The organism is Pedobacter heparinus DSM 2366, assembly GCF_000023825.1.
Lineage (GTDB): Bacteria > Bacteroidota > Bacteroidia > Sphingobacteriales > Sphingobacteriaceae > Pedobacter > Pedobacter heparinus.
The window spans coordinates 2,876,412-2,893,295 of record NC_013061.1; the positions used below are offsets into that span (position 1 = coordinate 2,876,412).

15 protein-coding genes are annotated in these 16,884 nt (G+C 45.3%); 8 read left to right on the plus strand and 7 right to left on the minus strand.

All coding sequences use genetic code 11. The annotated features are described in order from the left end of the window. Window positions 1–34: 34 nt before the first annotated feature. Genes PHEP_RS12290 through PHEP_RS12300 form a run of 3 tightly spaced genes read right to left on the minus strand, consistent with a single transcriptional unit; the run spans window position 35 to window position 4,138 of the window. Window positions 35–916: an SdiA-regulated domain-containing protein gene (locus tag PHEP_RS12290; protein ID WP_015808295.1), complete on the minus strand. Its 882-nt coding sequence runs from the start codon at window positions 914–916 to the stop codon at window positions 35–37. Next, window positions 913–2,892 (minus strand): polyphosphate kinase 1, encoded by a 1,980-nt coding sequence (gene ppk1, locus PHEP_RS12295; RefSeq protein ID WP_015808296.1) that lies wholly within the window; start codon window positions 2,890–2,892, stop codon window positions 913–915. The genes PHEP_RS12290 and ppk1 overlap by 4 nt, the downstream gene beginning before the upstream one ends. A 7-nt stretch (window positions 2,893–2,899) precedes the next feature. Beyond that, window positions 2,900–4,138 carry a Pycsar system effector family protein gene (locus tag PHEP_RS12300; protein WP_238326471.1) on the minus strand — a complete coding sequence of 413 codons (1,239 nt, stop codon included), beginning with the start codon at window positions 4,136–4,138 and terminating at the stop codon, window positions 2,900–2,902. A gap of 142 nt (window positions 4,139–4,280) precedes the next feature. On the opposite strand from PHEP_RS12300, the gene PHEP_RS12305 reads away from it, so the two are divergent. The 8 genes from PHEP_RS12305 to PHEP_RS12335 all read left to right on the plus strand — a co-directional run bounded on the left by PHEP_RS12305 (window position 4,281) and on the right by PHEP_RS12335 (window position 12,546). After that, on the plus strand, window positions 4,281–6,680 hold the full coding sequence (locus tag PHEP_RS12305; RefSeq protein ID WP_015808298.1) for a heavy metal translocating P-type ATPase: 2,400 nt from the start codon (window positions 4,281–4,283) through the stop codon (window positions 6,678–6,680). Beyond that, a complete protein-coding gene (gene ccoS / locus PHEP_RS12310) occupies window positions 6,677–6,862 on the plus strand; it encodes a cbb3-type cytochrome oxidase assembly protein CcoS (protein WP_015808299.1) in 186 nt (61 codons plus the stop codon). The genes PHEP_RS12305 and ccoS overlap by 4 nt, the downstream gene beginning before the upstream one ends. 72 nt (window positions 6,863–6,934) lie before the next feature. After that, window positions 6,935–9,046, plus strand: a complete 2,112-nt coding sequence (ccoN, locus tag PHEP_RS12315; RefSeq protein WP_036674568.1) for a cytochrome-c oxidase, cbb3-type subunit I — start codon at window positions 6,935–6,937, stop codon at window positions 9,044–9,046. Window positions 9,047–9,066: 20 nt separating this feature from the next. Beyond that, window positions 9,067–9,234, plus strand: a complete 168-nt coding sequence (locus tag PHEP_RS22230; protein WP_015808301.1) for a hypothetical protein — start codon at window positions 9,067–9,069, stop codon at window positions 9,232–9,234. Next, on the plus strand, window positions 9,231–10,031 hold the full coding sequence (locus PHEP_RS12320; RefSeq protein WP_015808302.1) for a cbb3-type cytochrome c oxidase N-terminal domain-containing protein: 801 nt from the start codon (window positions 9,231–9,233) through the stop codon (window positions 10,029–10,031). The genes PHEP_RS22230 and PHEP_RS12320 overlap by 4 nt, the downstream gene beginning before the upstream one ends. A 1-nt stretch (window position 10,032) precedes the next feature. Beyond that, window positions 10,033–11,433 (plus strand): cytochrome c oxidase accessory protein CcoG, encoded by a 1,401-nt coding sequence (gene ccoG / locus PHEP_RS12325; protein ID WP_015808303.1) that lies wholly within the window; start codon window positions 10,033–10,035, stop codon window positions 11,431–11,433. Window positions 11,434–11,437: 4 nt separating this feature from the next. After that, window positions 11,438–11,863, plus strand: coding sequence for a FixH family protein (locus PHEP_RS12330; RefSeq protein WP_015808304.1), 426 nt, complete (start codon window positions 11,438–11,440; stop codon window positions 11,861–11,863). Beyond that, window positions 11,860–12,546 (plus strand): sulfite exporter TauE/SafE family protein, encoded by a 687-nt coding sequence (locus tag PHEP_RS12335; RefSeq protein ID WP_015808305.1) that lies wholly within the window; start codon window positions 11,860–11,862, stop codon window positions 12,544–12,546. The genes PHEP_RS12330 and PHEP_RS12335 overlap by 4 nt, the downstream gene beginning before the upstream one ends. Window positions 12,547–12,583: 37 nt before the next feature. Here PHEP_RS12335 and hemN read toward each other — a convergent pair whose 3' ends face one another. The 4 genes from hemN to PHEP_RS12355 form a co-directional block, all read right to left on the minus strand. Continuing rightward, entirely contained in the window at window positions 12,584–13,948 is a 1,365-nt protein-coding gene (hemN, locus tag PHEP_RS12340) for an oxygen-independent coproporphyrinogen III oxidase (protein ID WP_015808306.1), read from the minus strand. Then, window positions 13,938–14,414 (minus strand): Rossmann-fold NAD(P)-binding domain-containing protein, encoded by a 477-nt coding sequence (locus PHEP_RS12345; protein WP_015808307.1) that lies wholly within the window; start codon window positions 14,412–14,414, stop codon window positions 13,938–13,940. Before PHEP_RS12345 ends, hemN begins: the two co-directional genes overlap by 11 nt. 84 nt (window positions 14,415–14,498) lie before the next feature. Beyond that, window positions 14,499–15,557 (minus strand): response regulator, encoded by a 1,059-nt coding sequence (locus tag PHEP_RS12350; protein ID WP_015808308.1) that lies wholly within the window; start codon window positions 15,555–15,557, stop codon window positions 14,499–14,501. Then, window positions 15,554–16,738, minus strand: coding sequence for a PAS domain-containing sensor histidine kinase (locus PHEP_RS12355; protein ID WP_015808309.1), 1,185 nt, complete (start codon window positions 16,736–16,738; stop codon window positions 15,554–15,556). The genes PHEP_RS12350 and PHEP_RS12355 overlap by 4 nt, the downstream gene beginning before the upstream one ends. Between the last annotated feature and the right edge of the window lie 146 nt (window positions 16,739–16,884).

A 16,884-nucleotide genomic window follows, 5' to 3' on the forward strand; every position in this document is an offset into this window, starting at 1 on the left:
ACCTGTATCCAGATAATCTGTAAAACAAAGGTAATTATTTCTTCACAGTCGGTAAATACCTGAATTTTATAATGTTGCCATCGTTAAGTTCATCTCCTTCATTAGATATGTAAAGGTTCAGGTCCTTATCAAAGGCAATGCCTTCGGGCTGGTTAAAAATAGAGGAATTTAAGCGGTGTGCGGCTGTAATTTTCCAGTTTGAATCAGCTACCAGGAGCAGTTTATTGACCGAGGACAGGATAAACCATTCTTTTGTTGCAGGATTTCTGGTTAGTGCAGAAGGACGTAAACTTGCTTTTAGCTTATTATCCAGCGCTTTGATGTGGTTAAGGTTGATCTTAAAAGGTACCGGTCCGGTTAAACTATCGGCCTCCTTTTTATAATCGAATACATAGCCGCTAAGCGCGTTGGTCTTTTTGTCTACCGGGCAGTTTTTACACAAAATATAGATTTTATTGCTTTCCGGATCAGCATAGAGGCTTTCATATTCAGCTTTTGGCACCAGATGCTTTCTTTCTTTTACCTGGTCGGATTCCTCTTTTACCGTTTCTGAAAAAGGAAAGGAATACAGGGAACCGTTGCTTTTGAGTACAAATACCATTTCCTGAAAAATGGCCAGGTCTTCATAATCGCCCTTAGGCCCAAACTTCATATTCTGTTGCTTTTTCACATCCCATTTTTGTCTGAACAACTTACCATCCTCATCCTGGATGCTGTAAACGGTATCGCTGTTGCCATTGTGAAAGGCGATGCCGGAAATTTCGAGCAGACTGGAGGGCATGTTAAATTTATCGGGTTTGCTGAAATCGTAGCCTTTGGGGCTGCTGTACTTGTTGGCCGGGTTTTTACATGCACAAGCCCCAAAAATGGAGAGCAGAAGGGTAACATATAAAAAGTTCCTGTAAATATTTTTCATAAGTGGGTTGGGTTAGTCTTATTCGATTGTAAAAATAAATAAACTGACTCCTGAACATTATCATTTAGCTGTAAGTTAATGATTTTGACCAGTGTTTGTTTCAGCCCGGGCTGGTAAACGGGAAAACAAACCTCTATCCTGCTGTAAATATTCCTGTTCATCCAGTCGGCCGAGCCCATGTAGACCTCCTGGTTGCCATTGTTTTCGAACAGAAAGATGCGGCCATGCTCCAGGTAGCGGTCTACAATCCGCGTTACGCTGATGTTATCACTCAGGCCCGCTATACCCGGGATGAGGCAGCAGATACCTCTTACGATCAATTTTACAGGTACACCGGCCGCTGAAGCCTCATATAATTTTGTGATCAGCGTACGCTCTTCCAGGTTGTTTAATTTTATGATGATGCCCGACTTCAGGCCATTTTTAGCATTCAGGATCTCCCTTTCGATCAGGTCCAGAAACCTTTGCTGTAGGTTAAACTGGGCCACCAGCAGGTGTTCAAAACTGATCATATCCTCTGGAGAGGGGGCTTTTTTACTTTTGCTTAAAAAGCCGAAAAGGGCTTCCAGTTCTTTCAGCATAGGCTGATGCGCGGTAAGCAGGATCTGGTCCGTATAAAACCTGGCGGTATTTTCATTCAGGTTTCCGGTAGCTAAAAGGCCCAGGTATTGTGTTTCTGCTGTAACCTGCCTTTTTACAAGGGCTACCTTAGCATGTACCTTAAGGTCTATACTGCTGTAAATGATTTTAACCCCTGCGGCTTTCATCTGTTTGGCCCATTTGATGTTATTTGCTTCATCAAACCGGGCCTTCAGTTCAACCAGGGCCACTACTTTTTTCCCGTTCCGGGCAGCGGTCATCAGGGCACTTACAATTCTGGAATTGCTGGCCACGCGGTAAAGGGTGGTATAAATTTCTTTGGTATAAATATCGTTTGCGGCCTCATTAAAAAAGCGGAGTACGGGGTCGTAGCTTTGGTAAGGAACATTGATCAGGATGTCTTTTTTTAAGATGAGGTTGAAAAGGGTCTCATTTTCGGCCAGTATAAGGGAATCTGAAGCGGGCCATTTGGGATAGCTGAACTCCGCTCCCATAAGGGGAAAACTGCTGAGGTCTTTCAGGTTATGGTAAGTTCCGCCTTCTACCACTTCGGCCTTATGCAGTTTTAGGGCATAAATGACCCTGTACAGGTTTCGGAGCGGAATTCCCGGTTCACATAAAAAACGGGTGGCAAAGCCAAAATCGCGGGTTTCCAGCTGACGTTCCAGGGCTTCAGTAAGGTCTTCCTTATTTCCGCTCTCAATTTTCAGTTCCGCGTCGCGGGTGATCTTCAGGTTAAAAACACCTTTAATCACATCATCCGGAAACAGATAGGCAATATTGTGTTTAAGGATATCCTCCAGAAAAACAATGTACCTGGCTTCAGCTGTTTTAATGGCATATAAGCGGGGCAGTGTTTCTGAGGGGATGCTGATCAGTTCCAGGCGTTCTTTGCCAGTTTTGTCTTCCAGAACAACCAGCTGGTAGAGTTTATTGTTCTCTGCAAAAAAATCTGTAAGGTCGTTATCAATACAAACAGGGTAAATATATGCCAGTACTTCCGTAAAAAAGACATGGGCAACTTTGGCCGAGATGCTTTCGGGGATGGGCTGGTTGTAAATCCAGTAAATGCTGTTTCTTTCCAGTTCGGGAAGGATCTGCTCCCTGATGATGGCCCCAAACTGCTGTTGCTGTTCATTGATCTCGGCTTTGGCCAATGTAAAATGATCTGTTTCACCGGCTATTGATCCATGTTCACTTAAGGCCATTAAAACAGGGATCCTTACCCTGTAAAACTCATCCAGGTTGGAAGAATAAATAGAAAGGAATTTAATACGTTCCAGTAAGGGCACACTGGCTTTTGCAGCCTCCATCAGCACCCGTCTGTTAAAGCTGAGCCAGCTCAGATCCCGGTTATAAAAAACGGCCTTTTCCATCAGGTAATTACATAGTTACCCAGCCAGAAGCCACAATAAATGCCAGTACAGCGGCTACAATACCAAACATGAAAACACTATAGGCAATTCTTAGCAAGCGGTATTTACGCCCCAATACTACGCCCTGTGCATATACATCCTTGATTAAACTGCCATAAAGAAAATCGCGGTCTTCCATCATTTTAAGCATCCCTTCCTGATAATCGGGCAGGCTCATGCGGTAGAAATTACCAAAGAAAAGCAGGTTTACCCTTTTCTCCCTGATGTCCTCAGGTGTAAATATCCCTTCCGGAATAGATGGCCTGGTAGCCAGGATGGAGAACACCATGGTAACCACGCATACGATAAGCAGCAGCAGTGTAGGAATAATGAGGTGTGGATTGTCTTCCAGTTTGCGCAGCAACAGGCTGAGGATGACAGAAAGAATAATGGAATTGGTCGAGATCATGATGTGCGCCTTGTTGTCGGCCATATCACTTAAACGCTGGTGATTGGTGGAGGAGATCCTGAACATGGTTTCGACACCCCGCTCCGGCCTGTCGCTCTTTTTCTTTTTTTCTTTTTTTACAATTGCTGTAGTTTCCAATGGGGCTGGATGAGTGAGCTTATGTTCCATTTCGGCAAGGTTTTGTGCTTTTTTGGCGTCGAGCAGCTGACGGCAAAAATCTGTATGGTAATGATGTGCTTTGAACAGGGCTATGGTTTTAACCCTCCACTCCGTTTTATCAATTTCTTTATTGCAAAATGCACTGGCTTCCCTGCGCATCAGCTTATTCCGTTCTTTAAAGCTGTCGCTGCCCAGATGAAAGAGGTCGGCATCACAAACGATCTGTTGCAGCAGTCCGACCGGATTTTGGGGCATCCTTGTGGCCAGGATACAGCCGCTGACCTGAGCAATGATCTCAGGATTTACCCCTTTACCGGTTAAAAATTCGGCTGCCATGATTTCTCCGCGGGCCTCATGCTGACGGCAATCGAACAAATAGCCCAGATCGTGAAACCAGCTGGCGGCCGTTACTATAAAGAAATCCTGATCTGACAACTGGTAATGGCTGGCAATTTTAACCGTATTTTCTACTACCTGCTCGGTATGGTGCAGGTTATGATAAATAAAACGCGCATCATTGTGCGCATGGAACAGGCTTGCAACATGGGTACGAAGCTGATCTAATATTTCCCGGTACTGCATCTCTTTTATGTTTTTATCAGAACCTGAACCAGGCATTGAAAGCCGGCATCGGTTCATGCTATAAATATGCGGGTTTTAATTGGTCATCCAAAATAATCAAACAGAATGCTCATTATGATTTATATCACATCAGTTCCTGACCAGGATCATATTCTGTACCACCCTGCAAACCGAACTTTGGACAATATTGATATGGATCATGTTTGAACAGAAGACCATTGCCACCGATACCCAATGCTACCACTGCGGTGAAGATTTACCTTCGAACCCTTATACACTTGATGACAGAAACTTTTGCTGTGTGGGCTGCAAGGGTGTATACCAGCTCCTGTCGGCCCATAACCTGTGCAATTATTATGCCTATAACGATGTACCGGGCCAAACGCAAAAGGTACAGACCGGTCATTTTGAATATCTGGACGAGCCGGGGATTGTGGCTGACCTGATTGATTATACAGATGAAAAAATTACAGTGATCACGCTATATGTTCCTGCGGTACATTGCAGTTCCTGTATCTGGTTACTGGAAAACCTGCACAGGATAAACCCGGCAATTGTACAGTCGAGAATCGACTTTCTGAAAAAACAGGTGGCAGTAACCTTCAAAAATCAGGAAACCACATTGAGGGCCCTGGTTGAAACCCTTGCTGCCATTGGCTATGAGCCGCTGATCAGTTTACAGGATGTGGTAAAAAAGCAGCAGACTGATTTTTCGGAAAGAAAGCTGTTGGGCAAAATTGCCCTTGCAGGTTTTTGTTTCGGCAATGTAATGCTGCTCAGTTTTCCGGAGTATTTTGGACTGTCTGATCTGGAGCAGCAGTTTAAGTCTTTTTTTGGCTGGCTAAACCTGGTCTTTGCCCTGCCAGTAGTATTTTACTGTGGCAGAGATTATTTCAGTTCAGCATATTATAACCTTAAAAACGGGGTTTTGAATCTGGATTTTCCCCTTGCCCTGGGCATTGCTGTCATGTTCATCCGCTCTGCGGCGGAGATCATAAACCGTACAGGCGCAGGATTTGTGGATACTTTATGCGGACTGGTGTTCTTTCTCCTGATTGGAAAATGGATGCAACAGCGCACTTACCATCACCTTTCTTTTGAACGTGACTACCGCTCCTACTTTCCGGTTGCCGTAACCCTGATCACAGCGGGAAAAGAAAAACCTATACCCCTGAATGAGCTGGCCCCGGGCCACAGGATCCTGATCAGGAGCAACGAAATTATCCCGGCAGATGCCATTTTATTGAAGGGTGCGGCCGAGATCGACTTCAGTTTTGTTACCGGAGAGTCTGCACCCGTAAAAAAAGTTTATGGAGAAATATTCTATGCAGGTGGCCGGCAGCTATCGGGTGCCATAGAACTTGAAGTGGTTAAACCCGTTTCGCAGAGCTACCTGACCCGGCTTTGGAACAATACTGCTTTTTATACCCCAAAAGACCCTATTAAAACTTTTAGCCAGACGGCCAGCAAGTATTTCAGCCTGGTATTGTTGCTGATCGCTTTCAGTTCGGCAGCCTTCTGGGGGCTTGCGGGCGATACCAGCCGAGCGGTGGCTTCATTTACAGCAGTACTGATCATTGCCTGTCCCTGTGCACTGGCACTGAGCTCGCCCTTTACCCTTGCAGCCGTATTGAGCATATTTGACAAAAACAGGTTTTACCTGAAAAGTACCGCTGTGGTGGAAGAGCTGGCACGTATAGACACTTTTGTATTTGACAAGACAGGCACCATTACCAATCCGGCAGCCTCGGGATTTAGTTTTCATGGCCGCATTACGGATGAACAGAAACAGTTGCTGAACGACCTGGCCAGCAATTCGGGCCATCCCCTGAGTCGCGAGCTGGTAAAAGTACTGCATAAACACAAAGTTTACGCTGTAGATGACTATGTAGAAAAAATTGGAAGAGGGATTAGCGGACGGATCAATGGACATGAAGTGAAATTGGGAAGTTCCGCTTTTATTGGTTTGCCGCTGATCGACTCTCCGATGCGCAGCAATATACACCTGATGATTGATGCCGAATACCTGGGCTATGTTGTTTTTGAACAGCAATGGCGTGCAGGGTTCAAAGACCTGACTTTTAAGCTTGGAAAATATGCCGACCTGCATCTGTTGTCGGGCGACCAGGACCATGACAAACAGACGCTTATCCCCTTTTTCCCGAATGCAAGTCAGCTGCAGTTCAGACAAAGTCCGCAAAACAAGCTGGATTACATTACAAAGCTCCAAAACCAGGACAAAAAGGTGTTGATGCTGGGAGATGGTTTAAACGATGCCGGCGCATTGAGACAAAGCAATGTGGGTGTGGCAGTTACCGACAACATCAATAATTTCTCCCCGGATTGTGATGCTATACTTGACGGTGCTGCCTTCCACAAGCTTCCTCAGTTTATGAAGCAGGCTAAAGATGCGGTAAAAATTATCCACATCAGCTTTGGGATCTCCCTGGTATACAATATAGTGGGCCTGTACTTTGCGGTGCAGGGACTGCTCTCGCCGCTTTTTGCAGCCATATTGATGCCCATAAGTACCGTAACCATTATTTTATTCACCAGTATAGCGGCAAGGCTGTACGCCCGTAAAAACAAATTGTTATGAACATGATCTACTTTCTGATTGGCTGCAGCATTTTACTGGCACTTGTATTTCTGGCAGCTTTTTTTTGGGCCAGCAAGACCGGGCAGCATGACGACACCTATACACCTGGTGTGCGCATCCTTTTTGATGACGAACCGGTAGAGATCAAAAAAGCGGAAAAACCTGATGAAGATCACTTTTAAGCTGAACAGTTATCATTCCATACCCCCGGGATGCCCGGTAATTTTACATCCATAAACATTCATTATTTTAACATGACTGAAAAATTTTACTACGACAACAAGATCGTCAGAAACTTTGCCATCGCCACCATAGCATGGGGCATTATCGGCATGACGGTAGGATTGCTCATTGCCATGCAGTTGTTTAAGCCTGCGTTAAATATGGGATCACAGTACACTACGTTTGGGCGTATCCGTCCGCTGCACACCAACGCGGTCATTTTCGCCTTTGTAGGAAATGCCATATTTATGGGCGTTTATTATTCTTTACAGCGATTGCTGAAAGCGCGCATGTTTAGTGATGTGCTCAGTAAAATACATTTCTGGGGCTGGCAGCTCATCATTATTTCGGCTGTAATTACACTTCCCTTGGGTTTAACCTCCTCACATGAATATGCCGAACTGGAATGGCCCATAGACATTGCGATTACCCTGATATGGGTGGTATTTGGCGTAAATATGTTCGGAACCATTATTAAGCGCCGCGAAAAACACATGTATGTGGCCATCTGGTTTTACATTGCCACCTTTGTTACCGTAGCTGTACTGCACATTGTAAACTCATTTGAGCTGCCTGTATCGGCTTTTAAAAGCTATTACCTGTATGCAGGTGTACAGGATGCACTGGTACAATGGTGGTATGGCCACAATGCTGTTGCTTTCTTTTTAACTACACCCTACCTGGGCATGATGTATTATTTCCTGCCTAAAATGGCCCAAAGGCCGATATATTCCTATAAACTGAGTATCCTGCATTTCTGGTCGCTCATTTTCATTTACATCTGGGCCGGTCCGCACCACCTGTTGTATACTTCCCTTCCGGGCTGGGCACAATCGCTGGGTGTGGCCTTTTCTGTTATGCTCATTGCACCAAGCTGGGGCGGGATGATCAATGGCCTGCTTACCCTGCGTGGTGCATGGGACAAGGTACGGGAAGACGCGACGCTCAAATTTATGGTAGTGGGCATAACCGCTTATGGTATGGCTACTTTTGAAGGTCCGATGCTGGCCTTAAAACAGATCAATGCCATTGCACATTATACCGACTGGATTGTTGCGCATGTACATGTTGGCGCACTGGGCTGGAATGGCTTTCTTACCTTCGGCATTTTGTACTGGCTGATCCCAAGGATCTACCGGACTTCCCTGTATTCCAAAAAGCTGGCTTCCTTCCATTTCTGGATCGGTACGCTGGGCATTATTTTTTATGCCGTGCCCCTGTATTTTGCCGGGTTTACACAAGGACTGATGTGGAAAGAGTTTACAGAAGAAGGTATGCTGAGGTACCCAAATTTTCTGGAAACCGTACTGCAGATCTTGCCGATGTACGTATTGAGGGCCATAGGTGGCGGTTTATACCTGATTGGTGTGATTGTGATGACCTATAACCTGATCAAAACGGTAGGTACAGGTAAACTGCTGGCCAATGAACCGGCCGAGGCCCCTGCCCTGCCCGAAAACTACCAGCCGCAGGGCTCTGACAAAAAACTGCACCGTATGCTGGAGCGCAAACCAATGGTATTTTTAGTGCTTTCGCTGGTTGTGATCCTGATTGGAGGTATGGTAGAAATGATGCCCACTTTTACCATCAAATCCAATATCCCTACCATCAGCAGTGTAAAACCTTATACCCCACTTGAATTACAGGGCAGGGACCTTTACATCAAAGAAGGCTGTGTAAGCTGCCATTCGCAGATGATCCGTCCTTTCCGTTCAGAAACAGAACGGTATGGGGAGTACAGCAAGGCCGGGGAATTTGTGTACGACCACCCGCATTTATGGGGTTCCAAACGCACGGGCCCTGATTTGCAGCGTGAGGGTGGAAAATACGGAAATGCATGGCATTTTAACCACATGATGGACCCGCAGACCATGTCGCCCGGCAGTATCATGCCGCCATACGAATGGCTGGTAACCCAAAGCCTGGATACGAGCACTACCCGCAGCAAGATCAATGCCATGCGGACATTGGGTGTGCCTTACGAAGCCGGCTATGAAAACAGGGCGAACCGGGACCTGGACGCACAGGCCAGGGCAATTGCAGATGACCTGCAGAAAAACAACATCAAAGTAAAGAGCGATAAGGAGATCATTGCCCTGATTGCCTATTTACAGCGATTGGGAACAGACATTAAAGCAAAGTAAAACATTAAAACGAGAAGCATATGTTTAAGCAATTTTTAGATCAGGCTACCGGAAACCAGGGCTACCTGATCACCTCTCTGGCCATCTTCCTGCTCTTTTTTATCGGCGTAGCCATTTTGCTGGCCACCATGAAAAAAGATGAGGTAAAATACATGAGTGAACTTCCATTAAAAGATGATGTAAAATGAGTGATATTTTAATTTGGGCCTTACTGTTTGTTTCGGTAAGTATACTGGTGGTTTCGGTACTGGTTTTGAAGGTAATCAAAATCTATATACAGCAAAGTTTACACCCCTCCCGCCTGGCAACAGCTGAGGAAAAAGAGCAGTACAGACTGGAGCAGGAAGGCCTACAAATGGAAAAGCCGGAGAAAAGCAGTATCTGGACAAAATTACTTGGTCTGAAGCCCCTCTCAGAAGAAAAAGAACTGGTGATGGAGCATGAGTTTGACGGCATAGCCGAACTGGACAACCCTACCCCTGCCTGGTTTATGGTGCTGTTTTATGGAACCATCTTTTTTGCCATTGCCTATATGGTCAATTACCATGTAATTGGCTGGGGCAAATCGCAGGAGCAGGAATATGCAGCCGAACTGCAGCAGGCTGAAGATGAACACATTGCTTATCTACAGAAACCCGGCGCCGGTACTGCCAATAAAATTAACGAGAGCAATGTAGCGCAAAGTACCGATAAAGCGGTGCTGCAGGCTGGCGGGGCACTGTTCAAAACAGCATGCAGCCCCTGCCATGGCGAACATGCAGAAGGCGCTGTTGGGCCAAACCTTACGGACGATTACTGGCTGCATGGCGGGAAGGTGAAGGAAATTTTTAAGACCATTAAATACGGTGTACCGGAAAAAGGGATGATAGCCTGGGAGAAGCAGCTGAAACCCAAACAGATCTCGGACATTGCCAGTTACATATTGTCACTGAAAGGCAGTAACCCGGCAGGTGCAAAAGCACCTCAGGGCAAAAAAGAAGAATAAGATGTCGCAGGCCCCCAGTCATTTCAGAGACCAGATCTCCACCTTAACGGACGATGGAAAAAAGCGCAAATGGATCTATCCACGTGTTGTTAAGGGAAAATTATACCAATACAGATCATGGCTCAGTTACTTTTTTCTGGCCCTGCTGTTTGCTGCCCCATTTTTAAAGCTGAACGGGGAGCAACTGGTATTGCTAAATGTGCTGGAGCGGAAATTTGTGTTTTTCGGAGTGGTTTTCTGGCCCCATGATTTTTACCTGTTTGTGCTGGCCCTGCTGACCTTTATGGTATTTATTGTGGTGTTTACGGTGGTATTTGGCCGTGTATTTTGCGGCTGGGCCTGTCCGCAGACCATATTTCTGGAAATGGTGTTCCGCAAAATTGAGATCTGGATAGAGGGCGACCAGCTGAAGCGAAAAAAGCTGGATGATGATCCGCTTACGCGGGAAAAACTTTTTAAAAAGGCCTTAAAACATAGCATCTACCTCTGTATTTCCTTCTTTATTGCCAATATCTTCCTGGCTTACCTGATCGGTTCGGCTGCACTGATAAAGATCATGACAGAACCGGTTGCTTTACACCTTTCGGGCTTTATTTCCATTTGCGTTTTTACCCTGGTGTTTTACCTGGTATTTTCGAAAATGCGGGAACTGGTATGTACCGTTGCCTGTCCCTATGGCCGCTTACAAGGTGTATTGCTGGACAACCAGAGCATTATTGTGGCTTATGACGATCTGCGTGGGGAACCCAGGGCAAAGCGGGTAAAAGAACAGGAAAACCAGAACGGGGATTGTATAGACTGTAAGTTATGTGTGGATGTTTGCCCTACAGGAATAGACATCCGCAATGGTACGCAAATGGAATGTGTGAACTGTACGGCCTGTATTGACGCCTGCGATATGGTGATGGAGAAGATTGGCCGTCCTGCCAGGCTGATCGGCTTTAAATCAGAAGAAGAGATCCGCAGCAAAAAGCCCTTTCAGGTCAACAGACGCATTTATGCTTATGCTGTTGTTTTATTCATCTTAACCGGCGTCTTGTCTTACTTGCTGGTTACACGAAGCGCTGTAAAAACTACGATCTTAAGGGCCGGAGGAACACTGTACCAGCTAAGAGATAAAGACAAGACCGTAAGCAATTTATACAATGCAGAGCTGATCAATAAAACCAATACCACCATCCGCTTTAACCTGCTCGCTGATCGTCCTGGTGCTAAAATCCAGTACATTCAGCAACAGGACAGTATTGTTTACGGAGGTGTAGTGAAGCTGACTTTTTTTGTCATTTTACCACAAAAAGAAATTGATCAATATAAATCAGAAATGGTGTTTAAACTGGTATCAGAGGATGGTAAGGTATTGGACCGCTTTGAAACCACCTTTATTGCACCACCAAACAATTAAGACAATGAACTGGGGAACAAAATTAGTGATCGGGATGCTTTGCTTTATGAGTTTTATTATAGTGCTGGGTATCCTGATGTTTAACAGCAAAGACGATGCGCTGGTAGATAAGGACTATTATGAAAAAGGGCTGGAATACGATAAAGATTACAACCGCAAGGAACAGGTAAAAACAGATGATGCAGCACCGGAGATCACCGTACTGTCAGATGAAATGCGGATCACTTTTAAGGCAGCTGCGCAAGGTGAACTGAAACTGATCAGGAATTCCGATCAGCGGATGGATAAAAAGACAGCCATAAAAACAGATGGGGCTAACCAGGTAAAACTATCCTTGAAAGGAATAAGCAAAGGCCGCTGGAAAATTATATTGAGCTGGATGACGGATGGCAAGGCCTATTTAAATGAACAGGAAATTACGGTGTTATGAGTACAGAGAAACTTGCCTTTATGATTGGACTGCTGGGCAGTGTGCATTGCATAGGCATGTGTGGTCCGCTGGCTTTTGCTGTTCCTTCTTTAAAAAAGGGCGGCCTTTTCCTGGTAGCGGATAAGCTGGTTTACCAGTTTGGGCGCATTGCAGCTTATTGTACCCTGGGGGTAATTGTTGGACTGATTGGCCAGCAGATCTGGCTGGCCGGCTTTCAGCAGGGCATCAGCATTTTAAGCGGGGTACTGATTGTGGTGGCTGCCTGTTCCAGACTATTTAAGTTCAGTTTGTTCAACACACAATCGTCTTTTATGCTTGGCCCCTTTAACAGGGCTTTTAATTATGCGTTAAAACATAAGGCCAATCACTTGATCATTGGTTTTATCAATGGTTTTTTACCTTGCGGTTTTGTTTACCTGGCCCTTGCGGGAGCATTAAATACCAAGGGCATAGCAGATGCGGTAAGCTATATGTTCTGGTTTGGTTTGGGTACGCTGCCCCTGATGTTCATCGCTACGCTGGGCTTAGGTTTTACCGGTACGGTATTCAGGAAAAAAATTAACCGGGTAGTGCCTTATCTGATGTTGTGTATAGGACTGTGGTTTATACTGAGGGGCCTGTCGCTCGACATTCCTTATGTGAGTCCGCCGCCCCTGCAGCCCGGCATCAGCAACTGTAAATAAAACAGGCCGGTTTTGTAACCGGCCCGCGAGTGGAGCATTAATCTGCCATACTGAATACCTGCTTTTCAGGTTGTTTTTCCCACAACCGGGCATCCAGCGTCATACATATATTTCTCAGGAAACGTTTACCAAATCCGGTGACACGCAATTCACCGGCCGATAAAAACACTAACCCGTCCTGAGCGAGCCAGCGCATTCTGATCAGTCCCTCTGCCAGGGCCTCATTTTCTTCTTCTGCCAAAGTCCATGAAGTATACCCGCGGCAGATGATGTTCAGAATATGTTTGCGGATCAGCAGATCCGTTTCAGTTAAGAGGTGCCCTTTAAATACCGGGAACAATCCCTTGTTTACCATATCGGTATAGGTTTCGACAGTCTTTACATTCTGGGCAAAGGCATTCCAGCTGTCGCTGATCGCAGATACCCCCAGGCCTATGGTTAACCGGCTGTACTGGTCTGTATAGCCCATAAAATTGCGGTGCAGACTGCCCTTTTGATCCGCTTCGTACAGGCTATCCGTTGTCAAAGTAAAATGGTCCATTCCGATTTCAGTATAGCCACCTTCTTTGAGGAGTTTGCGGCCCAGCTTATACAACTCTTCTTTAGATTCAGGAGCGGGCAAATCACTTTCTGTATAACGGCGCTGACCTGGTTTAACCCAGGGCACATGGGCATAGCTGTAGAAGGCAATCCGGTCCGGTCTTAACCTCAATACCTCTTCAATGGTATCGGCAAGGCCTGAAAAGCTTTGATGCGGCAAGCCATAGATCAGGTCGTAATTAAGAGACTTATAGCCATTTTCGCGTGCCTTCCGGGAGATTTGTTCTACCTGCTCTACCGTTTGTACCCTGTTGATGATCAGTTGTACCCTTGGGTCAAAATCCTGGATACCAAGACTCAGCCTGGTGAAGCCCAGCTGGTTTAAGGTGATCAGATGTTCGGTTGTTGTATTTGCCGGATGCGCTTCAAAGCTAAATGCCGCATCTTTATGCACAACAGCATCCTTCAATATACCCTTAATTAAAAATTCGAGGTTTTGGGCATTAAAAAAAGTTGGTGTACCTCCTCCGAGATGTAATTCCCTGATGAGCGGTTTGGTTTTAAACTGTTTTAAATAAAGCTGCCATTCTTTTAAGAGGGTATCGACATAAGGTTTTTCTACCTGGTGGTTCTTTGTGATCCTGGTGTTGCAGCCACAATAGGTACACAGGCTTTCGCAAAAAGGTAGGTGGATGTATAAGCTGATGCCATCCTTTTGATTGCTTTCATCGAATGAGCCCACAACAGCGCTGCACCATTCATCGGCATTAAAATTATCTTCGTTCCAATAAGGTACTGTAGGATAACTGGTGTAACGGGGGGCGGCAATATGGTATTTTTGTCTGATAATATTAGTGTTCATGGGTATGAGCGCTATGATGAGCAGAAGCAGTTGGTTTAACTTTATCGCAGGCTTTTGAACAAACGCAAGCCTGGCCCAGACAGCGTTTTTGCTGCCATTTATCAAGATTTATAATGGTTTCTTCTGCCAATGCCATCGGCAATTCGGAATTACTAAGCCTATGAAGTGCAGTAACCGGCACACTGGCAATGCGCATGGCCCTTTTGGCTGCTGCATCCTGGTCTATATGCGCCGTTGAAACAGAACGTGTGGCAATGTATTTTACCCCCAGATCGGCCAGTTTGCCGATGACATCTGCAGAGACGATGTCATCTTCAAACACAATTACAGCTTCCTTTCCTGCAGCATAACTTACGGTATCGGTACTGAGCACATTAGAGATCAGCGTGATCTCGTGTTTTTTATGATTGGCAATTGCCAGGGGTTCTTTTTCGAATGACTTTATACTGTACGCAACTACTTTCATGCAAATCTGATTATTGAATAATCAAAATTAACAGTCCTGCAGCGCTCAAAGAATGAGGTGAATCAGAGAGAAATGTGATGTTGATCAGTTTTTCATCTGTTGGAGTTTCAGTTCATCGGTGACAATGATCTGGCTGCCTTTCTTTTCTATCAGGCCCTCGTCCCTGAAATCGCTCAGGATACGGCTTACGGTTTCCGTGGCCATACCAGCCATAGCGGCCAGGTTATCCCTGGATATTTTTAAATTCAAAACAGCACCAGACTTTTCCTGTTTGCATAAGCGGATCAGCACTTCGGCCATCCTTTTTCTTACGGAATGGTAAGCCAGCTGTAACAGTTGTTCTTCCTTGCTGCGCAGGTTATTGGAGAGGATGCGGATAAATTCTTTGGCCACATCAGGGTATTTATTCAGCAATGCTTCTACCATTTCTTTTGGCAACAGGCATACGGTGGTATCTTCCAGGGCCTCGGCTGTTTCGGCATAAGGTTCGTGCCCTAAAAGTGCAGGGATACCAAAATATTCTTCTGCGTTATAGAGTCCTGTAAGCAGTTCACGGCCATCCTCACTCAGCTTAATGGTTTTGACCTTTCCGGTCAGTACCAGGTAAATACCCTGAACAGCGTCGCCTTCATAATAGATCACCTGTTTTTTCTTCACATTCCGCACTTTGCGGTCGGCTATCATTTTCTGGAGTTCGGCCATGCCCGAATTGCTTCCGAGCAAGGTACTGAGTTTGTCGAGCGATTGGCTGTAAAACAGTTCCTGTTTGTCTTTTTTACTGAGCCTGCTTTCAATGGCGTTCAGCAGTTCTACATCGTCAAAAGGTTTGGTCAGGTAATCATCTGCTCCCATTTCCATACCTTTGCGCATGTCGATCCGTTCTGCTTTTGCGGTTAAAAAAATAAAGGGGGTTGCTGCAGTTTTAGGGTTTTTATTTAAGAGGTATAATACACCATAACCATCCAGTTCGGGCATCATGATGTCGCAAAGCACCAGGTCTGGCAGGTGTTTTGCGGCCAGTTCCATTCCTACTTTTCCATTATGGGCCTGTAAAACCTCGTAATTGGCCAGTTCAAGTATTTCAGCGGTACTCTCTCTGATGTCTTCATTATCTTCAATAATCAGTATGCGTGTTCTCTTCATCTGTTAAAGGAAAGTTTAAAGGTGGTTTCTTTATTGACGACACTTTCGAAATGGAGCCTGCCGTTCATAAGTGTGGCGTACCGGAGTACAATATTTAAGCCCAGGCCCGTACCGGGGATATTTCCTGTATTGTTTGCCCTGAAAAAAGGCTGGAACAGATGTTTCTGGTCAGCTTCGGGGATACCGATACCATTGTCTTTTACCATGATGGTACATTCATGTTCGTTGATCTCTGTATTAAATTCTATAAAGGTATGTTCACCGGAATATTTGATGGAATTGGAGATCAGGTTGATCATACAGTTCCTGATCAGGTTCTGATCGAGCTCGGTCACACTTTCCAGTCCCGTATGCTGATAAATGATGTGCTGTTCCTGTTTGGCGATCATCTGCATCTCTTCCGTTACTTCTTCTGCCAGTTTGACCAGGTCAAAAGAAATAAAAGCCGGTTCAACGATACCGGCCTCCAGCCTTTCGAGCGATAAAAAATCATTTAGAATGGTCGTTAAATTTCCTACTGCATTTTTGATTTTACCCACATGCTTGATGATGTTCTTGTTGTTAAAGGGCTGGGCATATTTTTCAATAAGAGAAGAAGAAAGCTGTACAGAGCTCAGTGGTGTCCTGAATTCATGAGAGGCCATAGATACAAACCTGCTTTTCATCTGGTTCAGCTCTTTTTCTTTTTCCAGTGAGAGGCTCACCTCTTCTTTGGCTTCGCTTAGGGCCCGCACTGTTTTTCTTAAGGATTTGGTCCGTTCTTCTACCAGTTCTTCCAGTTCGGCCGCATATTCACGCAGGCGTTCTTCGGCTTCTTTTTCTTTGGAAAGATCATGTATAAAACCTGTATAAATGATCCGGTCGTCGTATTGCACCTCACTTACGGCCAGACGAAAAGGAAAAGTGCTTCCATTTTTTCTCAGCCCCCTTACTTCACGTCCTTTGCCAATGATACGTTTTTCACGAGTAGTCTGGTACCTGTGCAGATAACCATCGTGGCCGCTTTTATCCGGTTCGGGCATCAGCATATTGATGTTCCGGCCTTTCACTTCTTCCAGGGTATAACCAAAAAGTTTAAGCGCAGCAGGGTTAAGGCTTTCGATATGCCCCCTGTTGTCGATGGTAATGATACCATCAATGGCCGTTTCAATAATGGCTTCTAATAATCGGACTTGCTCCATAACTGATCTTCATCAATAAAAATTATGTTTTTTGATGGTTTACAAATATATAAATTCTGAGCAGCTATGATTTATGGCATCAGTCATATTTAAAAGTGATGACCATCATATTTTAACCTGAAAATAGTCTGCTATTTTGCAGCTGA

Coding starts and splice junctions, on each gene's coding strand:
- PHEP_RS12290 (WP_015808295.1), bottom strand. CDS start 916: ATGAAAAATATTTACAGGAACTTTTTATATGTTACCCTTCTGCTCTCC.
- ppk1 (WP_015808296.1), bottom strand. CDS start 2,892: ATGGAAAAGGCCGTTTTTTATAACCGGGATCTGAGCTGGCTCAGCTTT.
- PHEP_RS12300 (WP_238326471.1), bottom strand. CDS start 4,138: ATGAACCGATGCCGGCTTTCAATGCCTGGTTCAGGTTCTGATAAAAAC.
- PHEP_RS12305 (WP_015808298.1), top strand. CDS start 4,281: ATGTTTGAACAGAAGACCATTGCCACCGATACCCAATGCTACCACTGC.
- ccoS (WP_015808299.1), top strand. CDS start 6,677: ATGAACATGATCTACTTTCTGATTGGCTGCAGCATTTTACTGGCACTT.
- ccoN (WP_036674568.1), top strand. CDS start 6,935: ATGACTGAAAAATTTTACTACGACAACAAGATCGTCAGAAACTTTGCC.
- PHEP_RS22230 (WP_015808301.1), top strand. CDS start 9,067: ATGTTTAAGCAATTTTTAGATCAGGCTACCGGAAACCAGGGCTACCTG.
- PHEP_RS12320 (WP_015808302.1), top strand. CDS start 9,231: ATGAGTGATATTTTAATTTGGGCCTTACTGTTTGTTTCGGTAAGTATA.
- ccoG (WP_015808303.1), top strand. CDS start 10,033: ATGTCGCAGGCCCCCAGTCATTTCAGAGACCAGATCTCCACCTTAACG.
- PHEP_RS12330 (WP_015808304.1), top strand. CDS start 11,438: ATGAACTGGGGAACAAAATTAGTGATCGGGATGCTTTGCTTTATGAGT.
- PHEP_RS12335 (WP_015808305.1), top strand. CDS start 11,860: ATGAGTACAGAGAAACTTGCCTTTATGATTGGACTGCTGGGCAGTGTG.
- hemN (WP_015808306.1), bottom strand. CDS start 13,948: ATGAACACTAATATTATCAGACAAAAATACCATATTGCCGCCCCCCGT.
- PHEP_RS12345 (WP_015808307.1), bottom strand. CDS start 14,414: ATGAAAGTAGTTGCGTACAGTATAAAGTCATTCGAAAAAGAACCCCTG.
- PHEP_RS12350 (WP_015808308.1), bottom strand. CDS start 15,557: ATGAAGAGAACACGCATACTGATTATTGAAGATAATGAAGACATCAGA.
- PHEP_RS12355 (WP_015808309.1), bottom strand. CDS start 16,738: ATGGAGCAAGTCCGATTATTAGAAGCCATTATTGAAACGGCCATTGAT.